Below are 14,297 nucleotides of genomic sequence, written 5' to 3'. Positions count from 1 at the left end.
TCCGCGACGCAGTCGTGGCGTGAACCGCGCCCAAGACCTCGCAGGAGCAGCGCGGTTCGCGTCAAGAGGCGAAGCGCGGGTTTGATCCAAGCGTGCGGATAGCCCGCCGCCTGCACAAGCCCCGGTCCTAGCCCGGTGGCGTCGACACCTACGGTACCGACCGACACTAGACACCACTGACTCCCCTCAACGAGCGAGGATAGTAGGGAGCATCACTCGCGATCAACCCGCTTGACAGGCTTACCTTCCGCCGGCCCCCCGCTTGCGGCCTCGCCGCAAGTACCCTCCGGCCCGCGTCAGTGAGGCGGCCGCGAGCATCGAGCAGGCCCATGCGGACACAGAGTTGTTTGATCGTCAGCGCCCTCGTCTCGGCCAGGCCCAGCGCGCGTGACACTCGTTCAGCGTCGCGGATACCACGCTCCGCAGCTTCCAGCACCTCGACAACGAAGGCGGGGAGGCCATCAGCAGACCCGGAGAAATCGCCAGCACTTTCAAAGCGCCGAAGGCTCATCTCCTCCTGCGCCACGCGCCCCTCCAGACTGTAGTCACCCCAGTCGCGTTGCATTTCTGGGCTCATTCGCCGATCTTTAAATAGGGGGACCCATGGCAAAATTCCCCTGGCTTGATTTTGCCACAATATGGCAGGGATATTGTTCGGAACAGTGTGCTGCATCACAAATAGGCTCTCACATCCCTCGTACCCCAATGCCATACTATTTATTCTTGAGTATTTTTGACAAAGCGTGCGAATTTCAGCCGTCTCATCGGAAGTCCACTGGGCAGCAGAGAAGTCGGCTGCAGACATTGCGGAGTGGACGGCATGGATCCTCGGATCCTTTTCGAGTGCCTGCAGTGCTTTGGGAGAGATGGCAAAGGTGACCAGGTGGAAGCGAATAAATCCATAGGAGTGCCAACTCCTAATGGTCTTATTGCGCATCCACGCGTTCACGTAGCCCCTCACCCTGTTTCCCGTCCCACAGAAGTCTTCGACCAAAATAATGCTGCGCGTCCTACTCCTTCTCATGGAGTCAATTGATTCCGGGTAGGAGACCTTCTGTGCATCTGGGTAAAGGCCAAGCGTTTCACGGATCACGTTCCCTACCAGGCCTTCACTCCCCGCTAGTGGCCTGAAGGGTTGGTCCAGGGGAGCAAAGAACGAAGCACTGTCGGAATCCTGGGTCGCGTCAGCCCCCTCCGGCAGCGGAAGCTCCCTAACCGGAACGACGACCGCCGGCATCTGGATACGTTCTTGCACACTGAACAGCACCTGCGCGAGCTCGGCTCGGATTCTGCTATCGAAGCAAATCTGCAGGCTATTCAACAGAAGCTCAGCTAGTCGCTGCTCCTCCTGCGGAAAATTCTGAATCCAGGCAGAGCCTTGGGCTGTGTCACTAGGCCGGTCCATGGGCGCATGCTATACGGGGAGCCGTGGTATCCAGCACAGTTTGAGGACAGGCGATGCCCTGAGTACGAGAGGACGCTTCGCTGGATCTGGCGCTGGCCCCGGACCTGAATACCTCGGCATCGAAGCATCATGAGCGTCAGCGGATTCGCGGACCGCGCTGATCCCGGCGAACCGGCGGCAGCTGCTGAACTTGCGGCTGCGGAACGGCGGGGCGCTGGGCCGAGTCCTGAACCTGTCGCTGTTCGACGGACTCGGCCCAGCGACTGGGCGCGGGCCGGACAGTCCGGGTGGGCCGTCCACCACGCTGCTGGAGTTGTTCGCGGTGGGCTTGGAGTTCAGCTTGGCGGCCGGCTCGGCGGCGTTCGGCGAGGGTCGGCTGGCGGCGTTCCTCCACCTGCGGCTGCTCGGGCTGGGTGGCCTCGGTGGTGAGCTGGCGGCGTTCGGCGAGGACCGTGCTGACGTGTTCGGCGACGTGCTGCTGGGCCAGGGCGGCGTCGTCCAGGCGCGGTCGGTCGGCGAGCCACGTGGCGCCGGTCCGGGTGGCGACGGTGCGCAGGATCTCGGCCTGGTCCGTCTCGGGCAGGGTGCGGTAGACGTCGGCGGCGAGTCGGCGGAGGGCCTGCTGGTCGCTGTCAGCGGGGGCCGTCGCCGGGGCGTTCGAGGTGGTGATGCGGCGGGCGGCGATGGCGGCTTCGGTGGCCGTCCAGTAGGCGTTGTGGCCGGTTCGGCCTTCCTCGATGTAGGGGCCGGCGGGCTGGGCGGCGGTGTCGTCGGTGATCCGGTACTGGTCGCGGTAGGCGGCGACGACGGCCAGCTGCTTCTCCCACTGGTTCCGCAGGGTGGGGTCGGTCGGGGCTTCGCCGAGGGTGCGGCTCCACTCCGGCCGGTTCTCCAGGGTGCGGTCGCCGAGTACCGAGACGCGGTTGGCGATCAGCGTGGTGCTCTCGGTCAGGTACTCGTGGTGGCGCAGGTACTCGTGGTGGCGCGGGTTGGCGGCGGTGGAGTGCGGCACCGGGCTGATCCAGGCGGGGAGGTCGGCGCGGCCGGAGGCGTCATGGGTGTGGGCGAGGGCCTGCTGCTGGGCGTACTGGAGGAGTTCCGGCAGCGCGGTGCGGCCGGTCGCCCCGGTGAGGGTGGTCTCCGCGGTGGTGCCGGTGTTCTCGATGGTCTTGAGGGTCCAGGCGAGGGTGCGCCACAGCTCCGCTTCGGCGCGGTCACCCTGCTGGGCGGCGGTCACCGGGGCGTCGGCGGCGAGGTGGCGGCCGACGCGCCAGGCGAGGACCTGGCTGAGGCTGTCGGCGCCGGTGAGCGGGCGCTGTTCGGCAACCTGGCGCAGCAGGGTGGCGGGTTCGTGGCCGGCGGTCTCGGCGCGGCGCAGGGCGGCGGTGAGGGCGGGCCAGGTGTTCTCGCCCAGTGCGCGGGTGGCGTGCTCGTTGCCGAGGACGGTGGCAGCGAGGGCCTGGTGGCGGAGGGCTTCGGGGGCCTGCTGATGGGTCTCGGGGATGCCGTCGGTGGCCAGGTTGGTGCGGGCGGCTCGGGTCAGGGCGGTGACCGGGTCGCTGGCGCCGATGGTCTGGTTCGCGGCAGTGGTGAGCAGGGTGGTGGTGTCGCGGCCGGTGCGCTCGGCTGCGGCCAGGGCGCCGGCGAGGTGGGGCCACTGCGGGTGGGCGGTGACGCGGTCGGTGGTGGTGCTGAGCGCGGTGGCGGCGGCGTCGGCGTAGCGGTTGAGGGTGTCGGCGGCGACGTGCGGGTGCGCGTCGGCGGCCTGGGCAGCGGCGGGCGCGATGCGCAGGGCGGCCGGTTCAGTGGTCGCGGCCTCGGGGTCGAAGCGGTGGGCGGGCAGGCCGGTGAGCTGCGCGACAAGGGCGGCGTAGCGGGTGGTGTCGGTGGTGGTGGGGGCGTTGAGGTGGGCGGGTGCGGGGCGGTCGTCGGTGATGGTGTTCAGGCGCCAGGCGAGGGCCTGGGCCGGGGAGTCAGCGGTGGTCAGGTCGCCGCGCCAGGTGGCGACGGCGAGCAGGCGCTCGGGCTGCCAGCCGGCGGCTTCGGCGCCTCGCAGGGCGCGGGTGACGGCGGTCATCGCGTCGTCAGTGGTGATCTGCTCGGCGAGGGCGGGGCCGAGGAGTCGGTGGATCAGCTGGTGGTAGCAGGGGGTGGTCAGGATCTCGACGGCGTGCTGGTGACGGGGCGCCAGGGTGGCCAGGGAGACGGCCTCCTCCTGGGCGCTTCGGATGGTCTCGGTGGCGGAGAGCTGGGTGCCCTCATGGCCCAGCACGCGCTCCAGCACCTCGCGGGCGGCGAAGGAGTTGGGGTCGTTCTTGGGCTGGTCGAGCTGCTCGTCAGTGTCGAACGGCAGCAGCTCGTGGGTGGCGGTGTAGAGGGTGGTCTTGTGGCGGGCGCGGCTGAGCTGGACGTACAGTTCCTCGCGGGTGGTGTCGTCGGTGACCAGGGGGTGGGCGGTGTCGACGGTGCCGCCCTGGGAGCGGGTGACGGTGGAGGCGTAGAGCAGCTGGACGTTGGCTGCGACGTACTCGGCGGGCAGGGTGAGGCGTCCGCGGTGCTCCAGGTGGCGGACCTTGAGCGAGCCGTCCTCGTGACGCTTGAGGACCTGCCAGGCGTCGCCGTTCTTGACGAAGTCCGCGCCCCGGTTGGTGGTGATCTTGCGGTTGTTCTCGCGGGTGACGATCCAGTCGCCGCGGCCCGCGCGGTTGCCGTCGCGCAGCAGCACGCCGTCGGTCTCGACCTGGCCGGCGGCCACGCGGTCCTCGCGGGCGCGGGCGGACAGGGCGGTGACGTCGGTGCCGGTGCGGGCGCTGATCAGGGTGGTGCGGCCGGCGAGCATGTCGGCCTTCCAGCCCTCGTAGGCGGCTTCGACCATGGCGGTGCGCGAGCCGCTGACCACCCGCTGGTTGGCGAAGTAGAAGTCCAGACCGGAGCTGTCGCCGGTGCGGATCTTGAGGGTGGCGGCGGCCTCGTCCTTGTCGCTGAACCGGTGGAGGGTGGTGAGTTCGACGGCGCCGGCTTCGGCGGCGATCAGCCGCAGCGCTCCGCCCGCTTCGACGCTGCTGAGCTGGCGGTAGTCGCCGAGCAGGCGCACGCTCGCGCCGTGCTCGGCGGCGATGCGGGTGAGGCGGTCCAGGTTCAGGGTGCCCGCCATCCCGGCCTCGTCCACCAGGACGACGTCGCCCGGGTTCAGCACGAAGCCGGCCCGGTTCGACGGCACGTTCTGGCCGGTGCTGAGCTGGGCGGCGTAGGTGCCGCCGGTGTGCTCCCAGAGGAACTTGTGGAGGTTCTCGGCGGGCTGCTTGAGGTCGCGGGCGAGGACGGCGGCGGAGGCCGCGGAGGTGGCGAGCGGGACGACGCGCTGACCGGCCTGGTTGGCGACGTGGACGTACGCCTGCATCGCGGTGGTCTTGCCGGAGCCTGCCGGGCCGAGGCCGAGGGAGACCAGCCGGGTGTCGGTGGCGAACGCGGTGACGAGGGCGCGCTGGCCCTCGTCCAGGGCGCGGTGGCGGGCCTCGAAGCCGTCGATCGCGGCGCCGACGAAGGCCGGGTTCAGACCCTCGTTGACGGGGGTGAGGGCAGCGTCCACCAGGCGGCGCTCGGCGTCCAGGATGGCGGTGCTGGTGTAGCGGGTGGAGGCGTGCTGGACGAACACGGAGTCGCCGTTGGCACGGCGCAGTTCCTCGGGCTCGTCGAGCAGCGCGGGGGCGTCGACGCGGATGCTGTGGGCCGGTGAGACGGCTTCGGTGACGATCGCTTCGACCAGCTGCCGGTGCTCGGTGGTGCTGGTGGTGGGGTGCTCGGAGCGGACCAGGCGCTCGGCGTGGGCGCGCAGGTTCCACACCGTCCACACCGCGCGCTCCTCGCCGACGGCGGTGATCACGGCGGCGGCCAGGGTGGGGATCTCGACCGGCTTCGTCTCCTCCTGCCGAGCGGTGGCCGGGGTGCTTTCGGGCGCGGGGACGGCCGCCATCACGCGCCGGACGATGTCCTGGCCGTGGGCTGTGGTGACGGTGTGGGTCCAGTCGGCGCGCATCTCCTCCAGGGAGCGGGCGGCCTTCTTGCCCTCGCGGGTGTCGAGGTTGGCCTGGCGGGCGAGCTGGTGGGTCATGCCGCGGGAGGGGTCGTGCTCGTGGTCGCGCCGGTACTCCCGAAGGAGCTGCTCGTAGCGGGCTTCGATCTCGGTGCGGCGGGAGGAGAAGTGGGTGATCGCCTCGGTGGGGACGCCGACGATCTCGCGCACCGGCTGGCGCTTGGTGGCGGAGTCCTCGCGGGCCTCGAAGGTGACGCCGAGCCGGGCGGTCAGCTCGGTCTCGAAGCGGGAGTTGTAGAACTCGCTGGTGGCGACGGTCATCGCCAGCAGGCCGCGGGCGTCCAGCGAACGCCACTTCCCGTCGGCGCCCTGGATCTTGTTGGCGATGACGACGTGGGTGTGCAGGTTGGGGTCGCCGGCCCGGCTGTCGTAGTGGTCGAACGCGACGGCGACCAGGCCCTTGGTGTCGATCTGGGCCTGGCCGGTGCTGCCGGTGCGGGTGTGCGCGGCGTTCTCCTCCAGCAGCTCCAGCGCGGCGTCGCGGGCGGCCTCGTGGGCCTCGCGGACGGCGGCGCGGACCTCCGGTCGCTCGTCCAGCGCCCACAGCACCGCGGCGGACTTCACCGGGGCGAAGACGAGGTCGAAGCCCGCGACGGCGGCGCGCTGGCGGCGGGACTCCTCGTGCTGGACCTTCTTGATCTCGGCGCTGGTGGGGGTGCGCCGGGTCTCCTTCTCGATGACGGCCAGGCGCCGTTCGACGCGCTCGGCGAACGGATCGAGGGGCTCGTACTCGGGGTACTTGCGGCCGAGGGTGGCGGCCTTGATCGCGGCGGCCTGGACGGCCTTGAGCTGGTCCTCGTCCATGTCGGCGCGCACGTTGGCGGCCAGGTGCTCGGCGATGATGCGTTCGGCGTCCGGGTGCTGGCCCAGGCCGAACAGGTGCTTCATCTGCTGCTCGGTGACGGTGGTCCCGTCGAGTCCGAGCAGGGGCGCACCACGGCCGAGCCAGATGCCCGCCGGGTTGCCCTTCTGGGTGTAGTACTCCCCGGCGGACTGACCCCGCTGACGCTGTACGTCGCCGCCCGCGACCTGGCGCGTCAGGTAGGTGTAGCCGTTGCCGGCGGTGAGCTTGTGGATGGTCATCAACGCGACCGCCCCCAGCTTTTCCGATCCCGGATGAGGGTGGATGTGCCGGCTATTCGCGCCGCCGATTCACCTGCCTCATCAAATGCCATGCGAGCACTTTAGCCCCGCGCAGCGGACCATGCTCAGAATATCTGCAAGAGGTGTCTGGATATCTTCGAGTGGAGCAGACGGTGATGCCAGGTGACCTCGACTCATCGCATCTGACCTGCAGAGTCGATGAGCCCATGATCGCGAAGTGACGGTTTTCCTGTCATTCATCTCTCGATATTTATCGTCACTTCTTAGGGCTTATCAGCCGCAAAGACAAGGGTTTTCCGAGCTGGGCTTTTATAGCTAGAGTCACGGCCAGAAAGGGCCACTCGCTCTTCTGATGAGAGTTGCTCCCTGCTGCTGCGGAGCAATGGAACCGATCCCCATCGACTCCCTGGGATGCCGCCCCTGTGACGAACCGTGTACCTCGTACTGCTCACGCCGACGCGCCACTCGCGCAGCTGCTCCGCTCGCGCCCTGGCTACGTGCCGCCGACCGTCGGCGAGCGGGTGGTCGTCGCCGCAGACCTGCTGGCACCCAGCCGCCATCCGCGCGCCGTGATGAACCTGATCCGGTTCGTTCGTGACTGGCAGCCGGACCGGGTGGTTGTCATGAGCGCCAGCCAACCCAGTTCGACTCGTAAGCGCTCCGAATGCACCATGAGCGCCCTCACTCAGCTACGCGCCGTCTACTCAGGAGACGTCGTCATCCAGGCCGGGGCTGGAGCAGGCGGAGCCTACTTCGCAGCTGGCCCGTGTCCATGCTGGCCCGCAGTCATCTCCGATCTGGGCCTTGCGGTCGTCGCCGGAATCCACCCGGTCGCACCGGGGTGGCTGAGCCTCAGCGCGACCGGCCCCGGCTCCAGTCGCTATCCGGGCGCGCTCGCTATCCTGCTCGCCCGCGGGTTCGGACACTCCATCATCTGCAGCGGAACCAGCGGCCTCGCGCTGATCGGAGAGATCCCGATCGGCGACCCGGCGGCCGAAACTCTCTGGGGCTTCGAGATCGGAACGCTTCGCCGCACCACAACGTCGACGACCTCGCCCTTCCGCCCGGCGATGGGCTTCGGAGTAGTCGACTCCACGACCGGCGTCGCCGAGCCCATCGCCGTACCGATCTCGCGCGGTGGGGCGTTCACGTTCGACGGAGTCACCTACGCCGCGTAGCGGCCAACCTGCGCAGCGGCGTACGGGGCCCGGTCACCCGTACAGGAAGGGCATGTCCCCGGCTTGCCCAGCTCCACTCACCAGATCAGACCACTGCGGAGAGGACGCCGCGCGGCCAATGACCGAGCCAGAACACTGCCGTGGACGGCTCGGCTTGGTCCTCGGTCGAGCCGTCGTGGGGCAGCAGTTCGGTGGGGGCGATGTAGCCCTCGCCCGGGGCCAGCCGGATGCGGAAGACCCGCAGCGGCTGCCGACCGGCGACGTAGGACCGCAGGTCGTCGGTGTGGGGGTAGCGGCCGGCGGGGTCGGCGTGGAGGGTGCGGCAGATGGTGCGGATGTCGAGGTCGGCGAGCAGGAGGTAGCGGGTTCCTGGGCCGAGGTTGAAGCACAGGCGCCGTCGGCCGGTGTGCTTGGACTGGTAGTCCAGGCGGTCCCAGTTGTCGACGTGCAGTCCGATGCGGCGGCCGTCCTGGTAGTTGGGAGTGGTGGTCAGCGATTTGGCGGGGCTGGCGGCCTGGCCGAGGTGCACGGCGTCCGGATCCCCGAGCGGGTCGGCCAAAGCCGCCAGGCTCGCGGGCACCGGGCCGTCGGGGAGCTTGACCAGCTCCACCAGCGTGTTGTCGGCGGTCTGGGCCCTGGGCTTGAGTCGTGCGGCCAGGTCGGCCGTCAGGGGTTGCCAGGGGCCGGCTGGAAGGACGGCCCCTGGTTCGTACTCCGGCTCGCCGCCGACGGTGCGGACACCAGCGATCTCGCAGCGGGCGATGAGGGCGGCGGGGTCGGTGTGGGCGATGGCGAGGTTCAATCCGGGCTCCTCCCGGTTCGGGTCACCGGCGCTGGTTCAGGGTGTCGCCGAAGGTCACGTCCAGCTCCGCGATCAGGGCTTCGGCGAGTTCAGACTGCTGGGCCCGGTCGATGACCACCTTGGTGAGATGGGCGACGCCCCGCAGCGAGGTCAGGTCGTTGCCGCGTAGGTCCAGGCCCTGGTACTTGCCCCGCCCGAACTCGGTCAGCCGCAGTGCGCACGCGTCCAGGACCGCTCCGGTCAGGTCGCAGCCGGTGAACGACGCTTCGGTGAGCACGCACTTGGAGAACGCGACCGGCCCGGTGGCGCGGACTTGCTCGAAGGTCGCGTAGTCGAGTTTGCAGTTCTCGAAGAGCACGTTGTCCAGGGCCACGCCGGTGAGGCCGACACCCATGATCTTGCAGTTGCGGAAGGTGACGCGGGACAGCTTGCTGTCGGCGATGCGGGCGGTGGCCAGGTCGCAGGTGTCGAACTCGACGGAGTCCAGGCGGGCCTTGTCGAGCTGGACGCGATCGGCCCGCAGTCCCTTGACGCGGCCGGTGATGAGGCTGGTGTCGGACAGGTCCAGGTCCCGCAGGTCGGCGTCGCCGTACTGGAAGTCCTGGACGATGCCCCGGGCGGAGTCCAGGGAGGTGACGTTGGACAGGTAGAGGCCGGGCTCGTCCAGGGTGGGCAGGGTGACGGTGACGCGGCCGAAGGTGATGCTGTCCACGGGTGGGGCTCCGCTCTGTCGGGCCGGGCCCGCACCGCGCGGTGCGGGCCCGGGTGCTCAGGTGGTGCTACTTGCTGGTCTTGTTGTCCCAGGTGGGCCGGTTGTCGAAGGACGAGCCGACGTTGTCCCAGGTCGGTCGGTTGTCGAACTTGGCGACCGCGACCGGGTGACTGGACGTCAGGTCGGCCACCACGGGGGAATCGGTGGCGGCCAGCAGTTCGAGGATGGTCATGCTGCTTGCTCCTCTCGGACGCTATCGGAAAGTGCTGTGACGAGGGCCTGCCTGGACACGCGGCAGTAGTTGGTTTCGGTGGTGTCCAGGCGCCCGTTCTCGAAGTAGCGATTGCCGGCCTGGGCTCCCCGGCAGAAGCCGAAGAACTCGCACCGGGCCTCGCACTCATCCAGGCCGGTCAGGAACTCGCGCACGTACCGCAGGAGGTGCGCGCGGTCCAGCATGGAGCCGATGGTCAGCTCCATGACGTTGCCGGCCCGGAAGTCGTTGTATGCCGAGTCGCTGATGCCCGCGAACTCGGGCGAGAGCAGGACCACGTCCCCGGCGGCGGAGACGGTCGGGATCGGGTCGATCAGCACGTCGTCCCACGCGGCCGGACCCGCTGTACGGGCGGACCGCAGGTAGCTGCCGAGCCGGTCGACCTCGCGGACGGTCAGCTCCTGGTGTCGCCTCGACCAGGCGATGGTGCGGCGCCAGAACTCGCGGGCCTGCTCGACGGTGGGTACCGCCCGGCCGGTGTTGACGCCCTCGGTCTCCTCCATGTTCAACCCAACGCTGTGGCAGCCCAGGCCGGCCATGAAGTCCAGCAGCCCTTCCGGGTCTCCGATGCTCTCGGCGCTGACGACCGCGATGGCGGAGAACCGGACCTCGTGCTCCCGCAGTCGGCCGATGCCCTTCATGATCCGGTCGAAGGCCGGGCGTCCGGCCCAGTCGACGCGCTGGCGGTTGAGGGCGGCCGGGCCGTCGATGCTCACCCCGATCCGGAACCCGTACTCGGTCAGGAAGTCGCACCAGGCCGGGTTGATCAGTACCGCGTTGGTCTGCACCGAGTGCTCGACCAGGCCGGCCTGCCGCAGCGGCTCGAACGGGGCCAGCAGCTCGGCCAACCGCTGCCGCCCAACGGCCAGCGGCTCGCCCGCATGCCACAGGACCTCGATGGGCGAGGAGGTCGTGGTGTCGGCGAACTCGGCGATCGACCGGGCCACCGCCTCGGCGACCGCCACCGGCATTGGTGTGCGCCGGCCTCGGTCGGGCAGGTAGCAGTAGGTGCAGTTGAGGTTGCAGAAGCCGTCGGGCTGCACGACCACTGTGTTCGGACGGCGGGCGATGCGGCGCCGGTAGCGGGCCAAGGTCTGCATCGTGCTGGCTCCTCACTCGGTCAGAGGGATTCGGTGCCCGGGTCGGCGTCCGGCGCGCTGGTTGCGGCGAGCGGCAGGTACTGAGGCGGTTGGTGCTCGACCAGGTAGCCGAGCAGACCGAGCACGACGAGGTGGCCGGACACCACCAGGGCCTTCATGGCCTCGCCGAGCAGGTCACGGTGGGGGCCGCGGTGCTGGGTGCTCATGCCACGGACCCCAGTTCGGCATGGACGGTCTTGCCGTTCGGCAGTTGGTCAGCGCCCCAGTGGCCGCCGGTGAGGTGGTGGACCAGTGCGATGCCCCGGCCGCCCTCGTCCTGCCCATCGGCCTTGACCATGACCGGCAGGATGCGACAACCATCCGTGACGCGGATCTGAACCGCCTTCTCGGTGAGCCGTTCGATCTCGACCCGCATTCGCAGCCGGCACCCGGTCTTGGACGCGTTGGTCGCCAGCTCCGAGACGATCACCTGGGCGTCCTCGGCCAAGTGCTCCAGGCCCCAGACCGCAAGCTGCACGCGCACCAGCCGACGGGCGGCAGACACGGACTCGGCCCGGTAAGGCAGATCCACGCCGACCAACTCTGTACCGCTGATGGCTGCGGTCACGGCAGCCGTTGGCTCGGCTCCCGAAGGCATGCCAGCAGTGAAGGCCATGGCGGAACTCCTGGTTGGAGTGCGGTTGAGGGTTGGCCGGTGCCAGGCCCGGAACACAGGACGGGCCTGGCACCAGATGCCGTCCCCGAGAGGAGGACGGCCTCGCGTAACCAGTGAACGACCGTCAGCTACCGCTCGGTGAGGCAAAGTACGAGTCCCTCTGGTCCCCGCTCGACCGGAAAACTTGACCGCCTCATTACCCGACCCCCTGCACACCACGTGACACCGCGGCTACGTTGATCGCATGGTGGCCAACGTCGCACTCCGCCTCCGGATGGCCGAACGCCGCATGACGAAGGCAGAGTTAGCCCGCGAAGTGAACGCCGAGGTCAAGATCCTCACGGGGAAGCTCGGCACAGTATCAGAGCGCACGGTCCACAACTGGCTGACCGGTCAGACCCGTTGGCCGCCAGTGAAGATCCGCCTTGCGCTCACGGCAGTATTCGACTGCCCACCCGAGGAACTGGGATTCGTCCCCACGGGACGAGCCCGACGCAGCACATCGGAGGAAGACGTGAGGCGACGCGACTTCGTAGCAGCCGCTGGAGGCACCGCCGTGGCCGCACTCACGGGCGCCGCGGCCGGACCACGTCGGATCGGAATCGGCGACGTCCAACAGTTGCAAGCCCGCTTCGCCGAGGTCGTCGCCAGCGACCACCGCCACGGCGGTCGCCTCAGCATCGAGACCCGGGCGGGCCAGTTGGCCGACGAAGCGCTCGCCCTGCAGGAGCGCGGTACCGCCACCCAGCGGATCAGGGCTCAGCTGTACGCCAGCGCGGCCTCCTTCATGTCGAGCGCGATGTGGGCCGCCATCGACGGCCGCCGCTTCGACACCGCTCTCCAGTACCACCAGAAGGCTGCCTCCCTGGCAGCCATGTCCGGTGACTCGTCCATCCAGTTCCGCATCTGGTCCCACGCCGGCAGCCTCTACCGGCATCTCGGCCGGCCCGGTGACGCGCTTGCGGCCAACGATGTGGCCCGCAACCTGCCCATCGCCCGGCGCGACCCGTTGTTCGCCTCCCTCGGACACGCCCGCCATGCGGCCATCCACGGCCTGACCGGCGACACCAATGCCGTGCGACGCTCCCTCGGGCACGCACAGGAGGCCCTGGAGCGGGCCGACTCCGGCGCGTCACGCCCACTGTGGATAACAGCCTTCTACGACCAGGCCGAACTCGACTCCCTGGCCCTGGCCGCCTACCTCTCGGCCGGCAGTTGGGAGGAAGCGGAAGCTCACGCGCACCGCAGCATGGCGCTTCGCCGGGGCGCCATGCAGCGCTCGCACGCGATCACCACCGTCCGCCTCGCCCACGCCCAGCTCGGCCAGGGCGACCTCGAACCCGCTGTCGCCACCGCCATGTCGGTCCCGGCGGAGGTCTCCGCCCACCCCCGCGTCACCGGCATGCTGAACGCCTTCGGTACCAAGCTGAGCGACCTGGCCGATGGCAGCAGCCTGGCCCGCTCCTGGGCCGAGTACGCACACAACACCAGGAGGACCACCGCGTGACGATCGAGCTCCGCCACCACACCGACCTCACCGCGCGGGCCCGCCAGGACCTGCTGGACGTCTACGCCGACGTGCGGGCGCCCCTGCTGCACCTGGCCAACTACCGCGTCCAGACATTCGCCGAGCGACTCGACCGCCACGCCACCGAGCCCGGCTTCGCGCTCGTCCTCGGCTACGACGGCGACGTCCCGATCGGCTACGCCTACGGCAACACCGCCGACGCCGACGACCGGTACTGGAAGCGCATGAGCGGACCGCTGCCCGATGGCTTCACCGACACCCCCGTACTGGTCATCAAGGAAATCGGCGTCCGCATCCCCTGGCGCGGTACCGGTACCGCCCGCCGTATCCACGACGAACTCCTCGCCCACCGCACCGAAGACCGCGTCACCCTGATGGTCAATCCGCTCGCCGGGGACGGCAAGGTCCAGGCCCTGTACGAGTCCTGGGGCTACCAGGCCTTCAACAGCCAGCAGCCCTCGCCTGACTCGCCCCGGCTCACCGCCATGATCCGCCCACGCTGACAGCGTCCGAATCGGCAAGCCCGAGACCAGTACCTGCTCGGGCTCGGGAACTGCCCACTCGTCGAACGCGGGACGAAGTAGATATTCGAGCCGGTCAGAGACCGGCCGGGTGGCTGGACAGCCAACTGGAGTGCCGGTCCCGCAATCGATCCCGCTCTTCGGGCGTGGCGAGAAAAACGTCGGCGCCACCGTCATAAGGATGGTGGATGCGCTCCAGACGGGCATCGGCGACCAGGACGTCCGCAGTCTTGTCGTCGGCAACGTCACGCAGCAAGTCGTCGATGCACCCACGTTGCCAGGGCCGGCGAGCAGCGAAGAGGTGGTAGTAGGTGCGGAACTCCGGGGCAGGGTCGTCGTGGATCAGCAAGCTCTGCCAGTAGCCAGCATCTGGTTGGTGAGGCGGCACATCGGGCTCCGCCGTCCATTTGGGGATGATCACGTACACATCCTCGCCTGCGAACAGTTCGTCGAGGACGGTGTTGTAGCGCTCCAAGACGATTGCGTACTCGGTCTCGTCCTGCGGGTAGCGCTTCGACTCCGGCAGGCTGTGAAAGCGGACCCAGAGATCTCGGTAAGGGCCACGGAGTTGGTGCCCAACCGGAGGGCAGCTGGGCCACCGCCGATTCCACAGTTCCGTCAATGCTGCCCGTCCGCTTCCAGACACCTGAGGCACCGATCCTCTCGATATACGCCCGTGGTCGATGGTCATGATGCCCGAGACCCCGGCAGTGGCACGCGCCAGTACATCAACCCGACGTGACGGTGTTCTCCACCTGAGCCGAAGGGGGTTCGCCACCCGAGGCGGTGGTCGATCCGCTCCGAGTGACCGCTTCCCTGAGCCGGGCAGCCAAGTCCTCCGGGACCTCGACCCGGGCTTGGAGAGCAGGTCCGGGCTTGACTATCAGCCTGATTCCGCTGTCCAGGAGAAGCTGCCGACGCCCTGCGG

General features: G+C 69.0%; 12 protein-coding genes. 3 read left to right on the top strand and 9 right to left on the bottom strand.

Features of this window, described 5'->3' with window-relative positions; translation table 11 throughout:
• Positions 1-166 precede the first annotated feature (166 nt).
• Positions 167-1,405 carry a hypothetical protein gene (locus tag AB0E96_RS27815; protein ID WP_359828284.1) on the bottom strand — a complete coding sequence of 413 codons (1,239 nt, stop codon included), beginning with the start codon at positions 1,403-1,405 and terminating at the stop codon, positions 167-169.
• Between the two features lie 136 nt (positions 1,406-1,541).
• Positions 1,542-6,581: a MobF family relaxase gene (gene mobF, locus AB0E96_RS27810; protein WP_359828282.1), complete on the bottom strand. Its 5,040-nt coding sequence runs from the start codon at positions 6,579-6,581 to the stop codon at positions 1,542-1,544.
• Positions 6,582-7,099: 518 nt separating this feature from the next.
• Here mobF and AB0E96_RS27805 point away from each other — a divergent pair.
• On the top strand, positions 7,100-7,780 hold the full coding sequence (locus AB0E96_RS27805; protein ID WP_359828281.1) for a hypothetical protein: 681 nt from the start codon (positions 7,100-7,102) through the stop codon (positions 7,778-7,780).
• A gap of 85 nt (positions 7,781-7,865) precedes the next feature.
• On the opposite strand, the gene AB0E96_RS27800 is transcribed toward AB0E96_RS27805, so the two are convergent.
• From AB0E96_RS27800 to AB0E96_RS27775, 6 genes are all read right to left on the bottom strand, one after another.
• Positions 7,866-8,582 carry a hypothetical protein gene (locus AB0E96_RS27800; RefSeq protein WP_359828279.1) on the bottom strand — a complete coding sequence of 239 codons (717 nt, stop codon included), beginning with the start codon at positions 8,580-8,582 and terminating at the stop codon, positions 7,866-7,868.
• Between the two features lie 22 nt (positions 8,583-8,604).
• The gene (locus AB0E96_RS27795; protein ID WP_359828277.1) at positions 8,605-9,294 is read right to left on the bottom strand and encodes a pentapeptide repeat-containing protein; all 690 of its coding nucleotides are present in this window, start codon (positions 9,292-9,294) and stop codon (positions 8,605-8,607) included.
• Positions 9,295-9,361: 67 nt separating this feature from the next.
• Positions 9,362-9,526, bottom strand: coding sequence for a multiple cyclophane-containing RiPP AmcA (gene amcA / locus AB0E96_RS27790; RefSeq protein WP_359828276.1), 165 nt, complete (start codon positions 9,524-9,526; stop codon positions 9,362-9,364).
• Positions 9,523-10,665, bottom strand: a complete 1,143-nt coding sequence (gene amcB / locus AB0E96_RS27785; protein WP_359828274.1) for a cyclophane-forming radical SAM peptide maturase AmcB — start codon at positions 10,663-10,665, stop codon at positions 9,523-9,525. Before amcB ends, amcA begins: the two co-directional genes overlap by 4 nt.
• Before the next feature lie 20 nt (positions 10,666-10,685).
• Complete coding sequence (locus AB0E96_RS27780) at positions 10,686-10,871, bottom strand: hypothetical protein (protein WP_359828272.1); 186 nt, start codon at positions 10,869-10,871, stop codon at positions 10,686-10,688.
• Positions 10,868-11,320 carry an ATP-binding protein gene (locus tag AB0E96_RS27775; RefSeq protein ID WP_359828271.1) on the bottom strand — a complete coding sequence of 151 codons (453 nt, stop codon included), beginning with the start codon at positions 11,318-11,320 and terminating at the stop codon, positions 10,868-10,870. The genes AB0E96_RS27780 and AB0E96_RS27775 overlap by 4 nt, the downstream gene beginning before the upstream one ends.
• Before the next feature lie 556 nt (positions 11,321-11,876).
• On the opposite strand from AB0E96_RS27775, the gene AB0E96_RS27770 reads away from it, so the two are divergent.
• Together AB0E96_RS27770 and AB0E96_RS27765 are read left to right on the top strand one after the other, a co-directional pair.
• Positions 11,877-12,827, top strand: a complete 951-nt coding sequence (locus AB0E96_RS27770) for a hypothetical protein (RefSeq protein WP_359828270.1) — start codon at positions 11,877-11,879, stop codon at positions 12,825-12,827.
• Between the two features lie 2 nt (positions 12,828-12,829).
• Positions 12,830-13,351, top strand: coding sequence for a GNAT family N-acetyltransferase (locus AB0E96_RS27765; protein WP_359828286.1), 522 nt, complete (start codon positions 12,830-12,832; stop codon positions 13,349-13,351).
• Positions 13,352-13,445: 94 nt separating this feature from the next.
• Here the strand turns inward: AB0E96_RS27765 and AB0E96_RS27760 are convergent, their stop codons facing one another.
• Positions 13,446-13,844, bottom strand: coding sequence for a hypothetical protein (locus tag AB0E96_RS27760; protein WP_359828268.1), 399 nt, complete (start codon positions 13,842-13,844; stop codon positions 13,446-13,448).
• Between the last annotated feature and the right edge of the window lie 453 nt (positions 13,845-14,297).

This window comes from Kitasatospora sp. NPDC036755, assembly GCF_040636595.1.
In the GTDB taxonomy this organism is placed as follows: Bacteria; Actinomycetota; Actinomycetes; order Streptomycetales; family Streptomycetaceae; genus Kitasatospora.
Note: the sequence above shows the minus strand (reverse complement) of the source record. Positions and strands in the feature narration are given on the sequence as shown.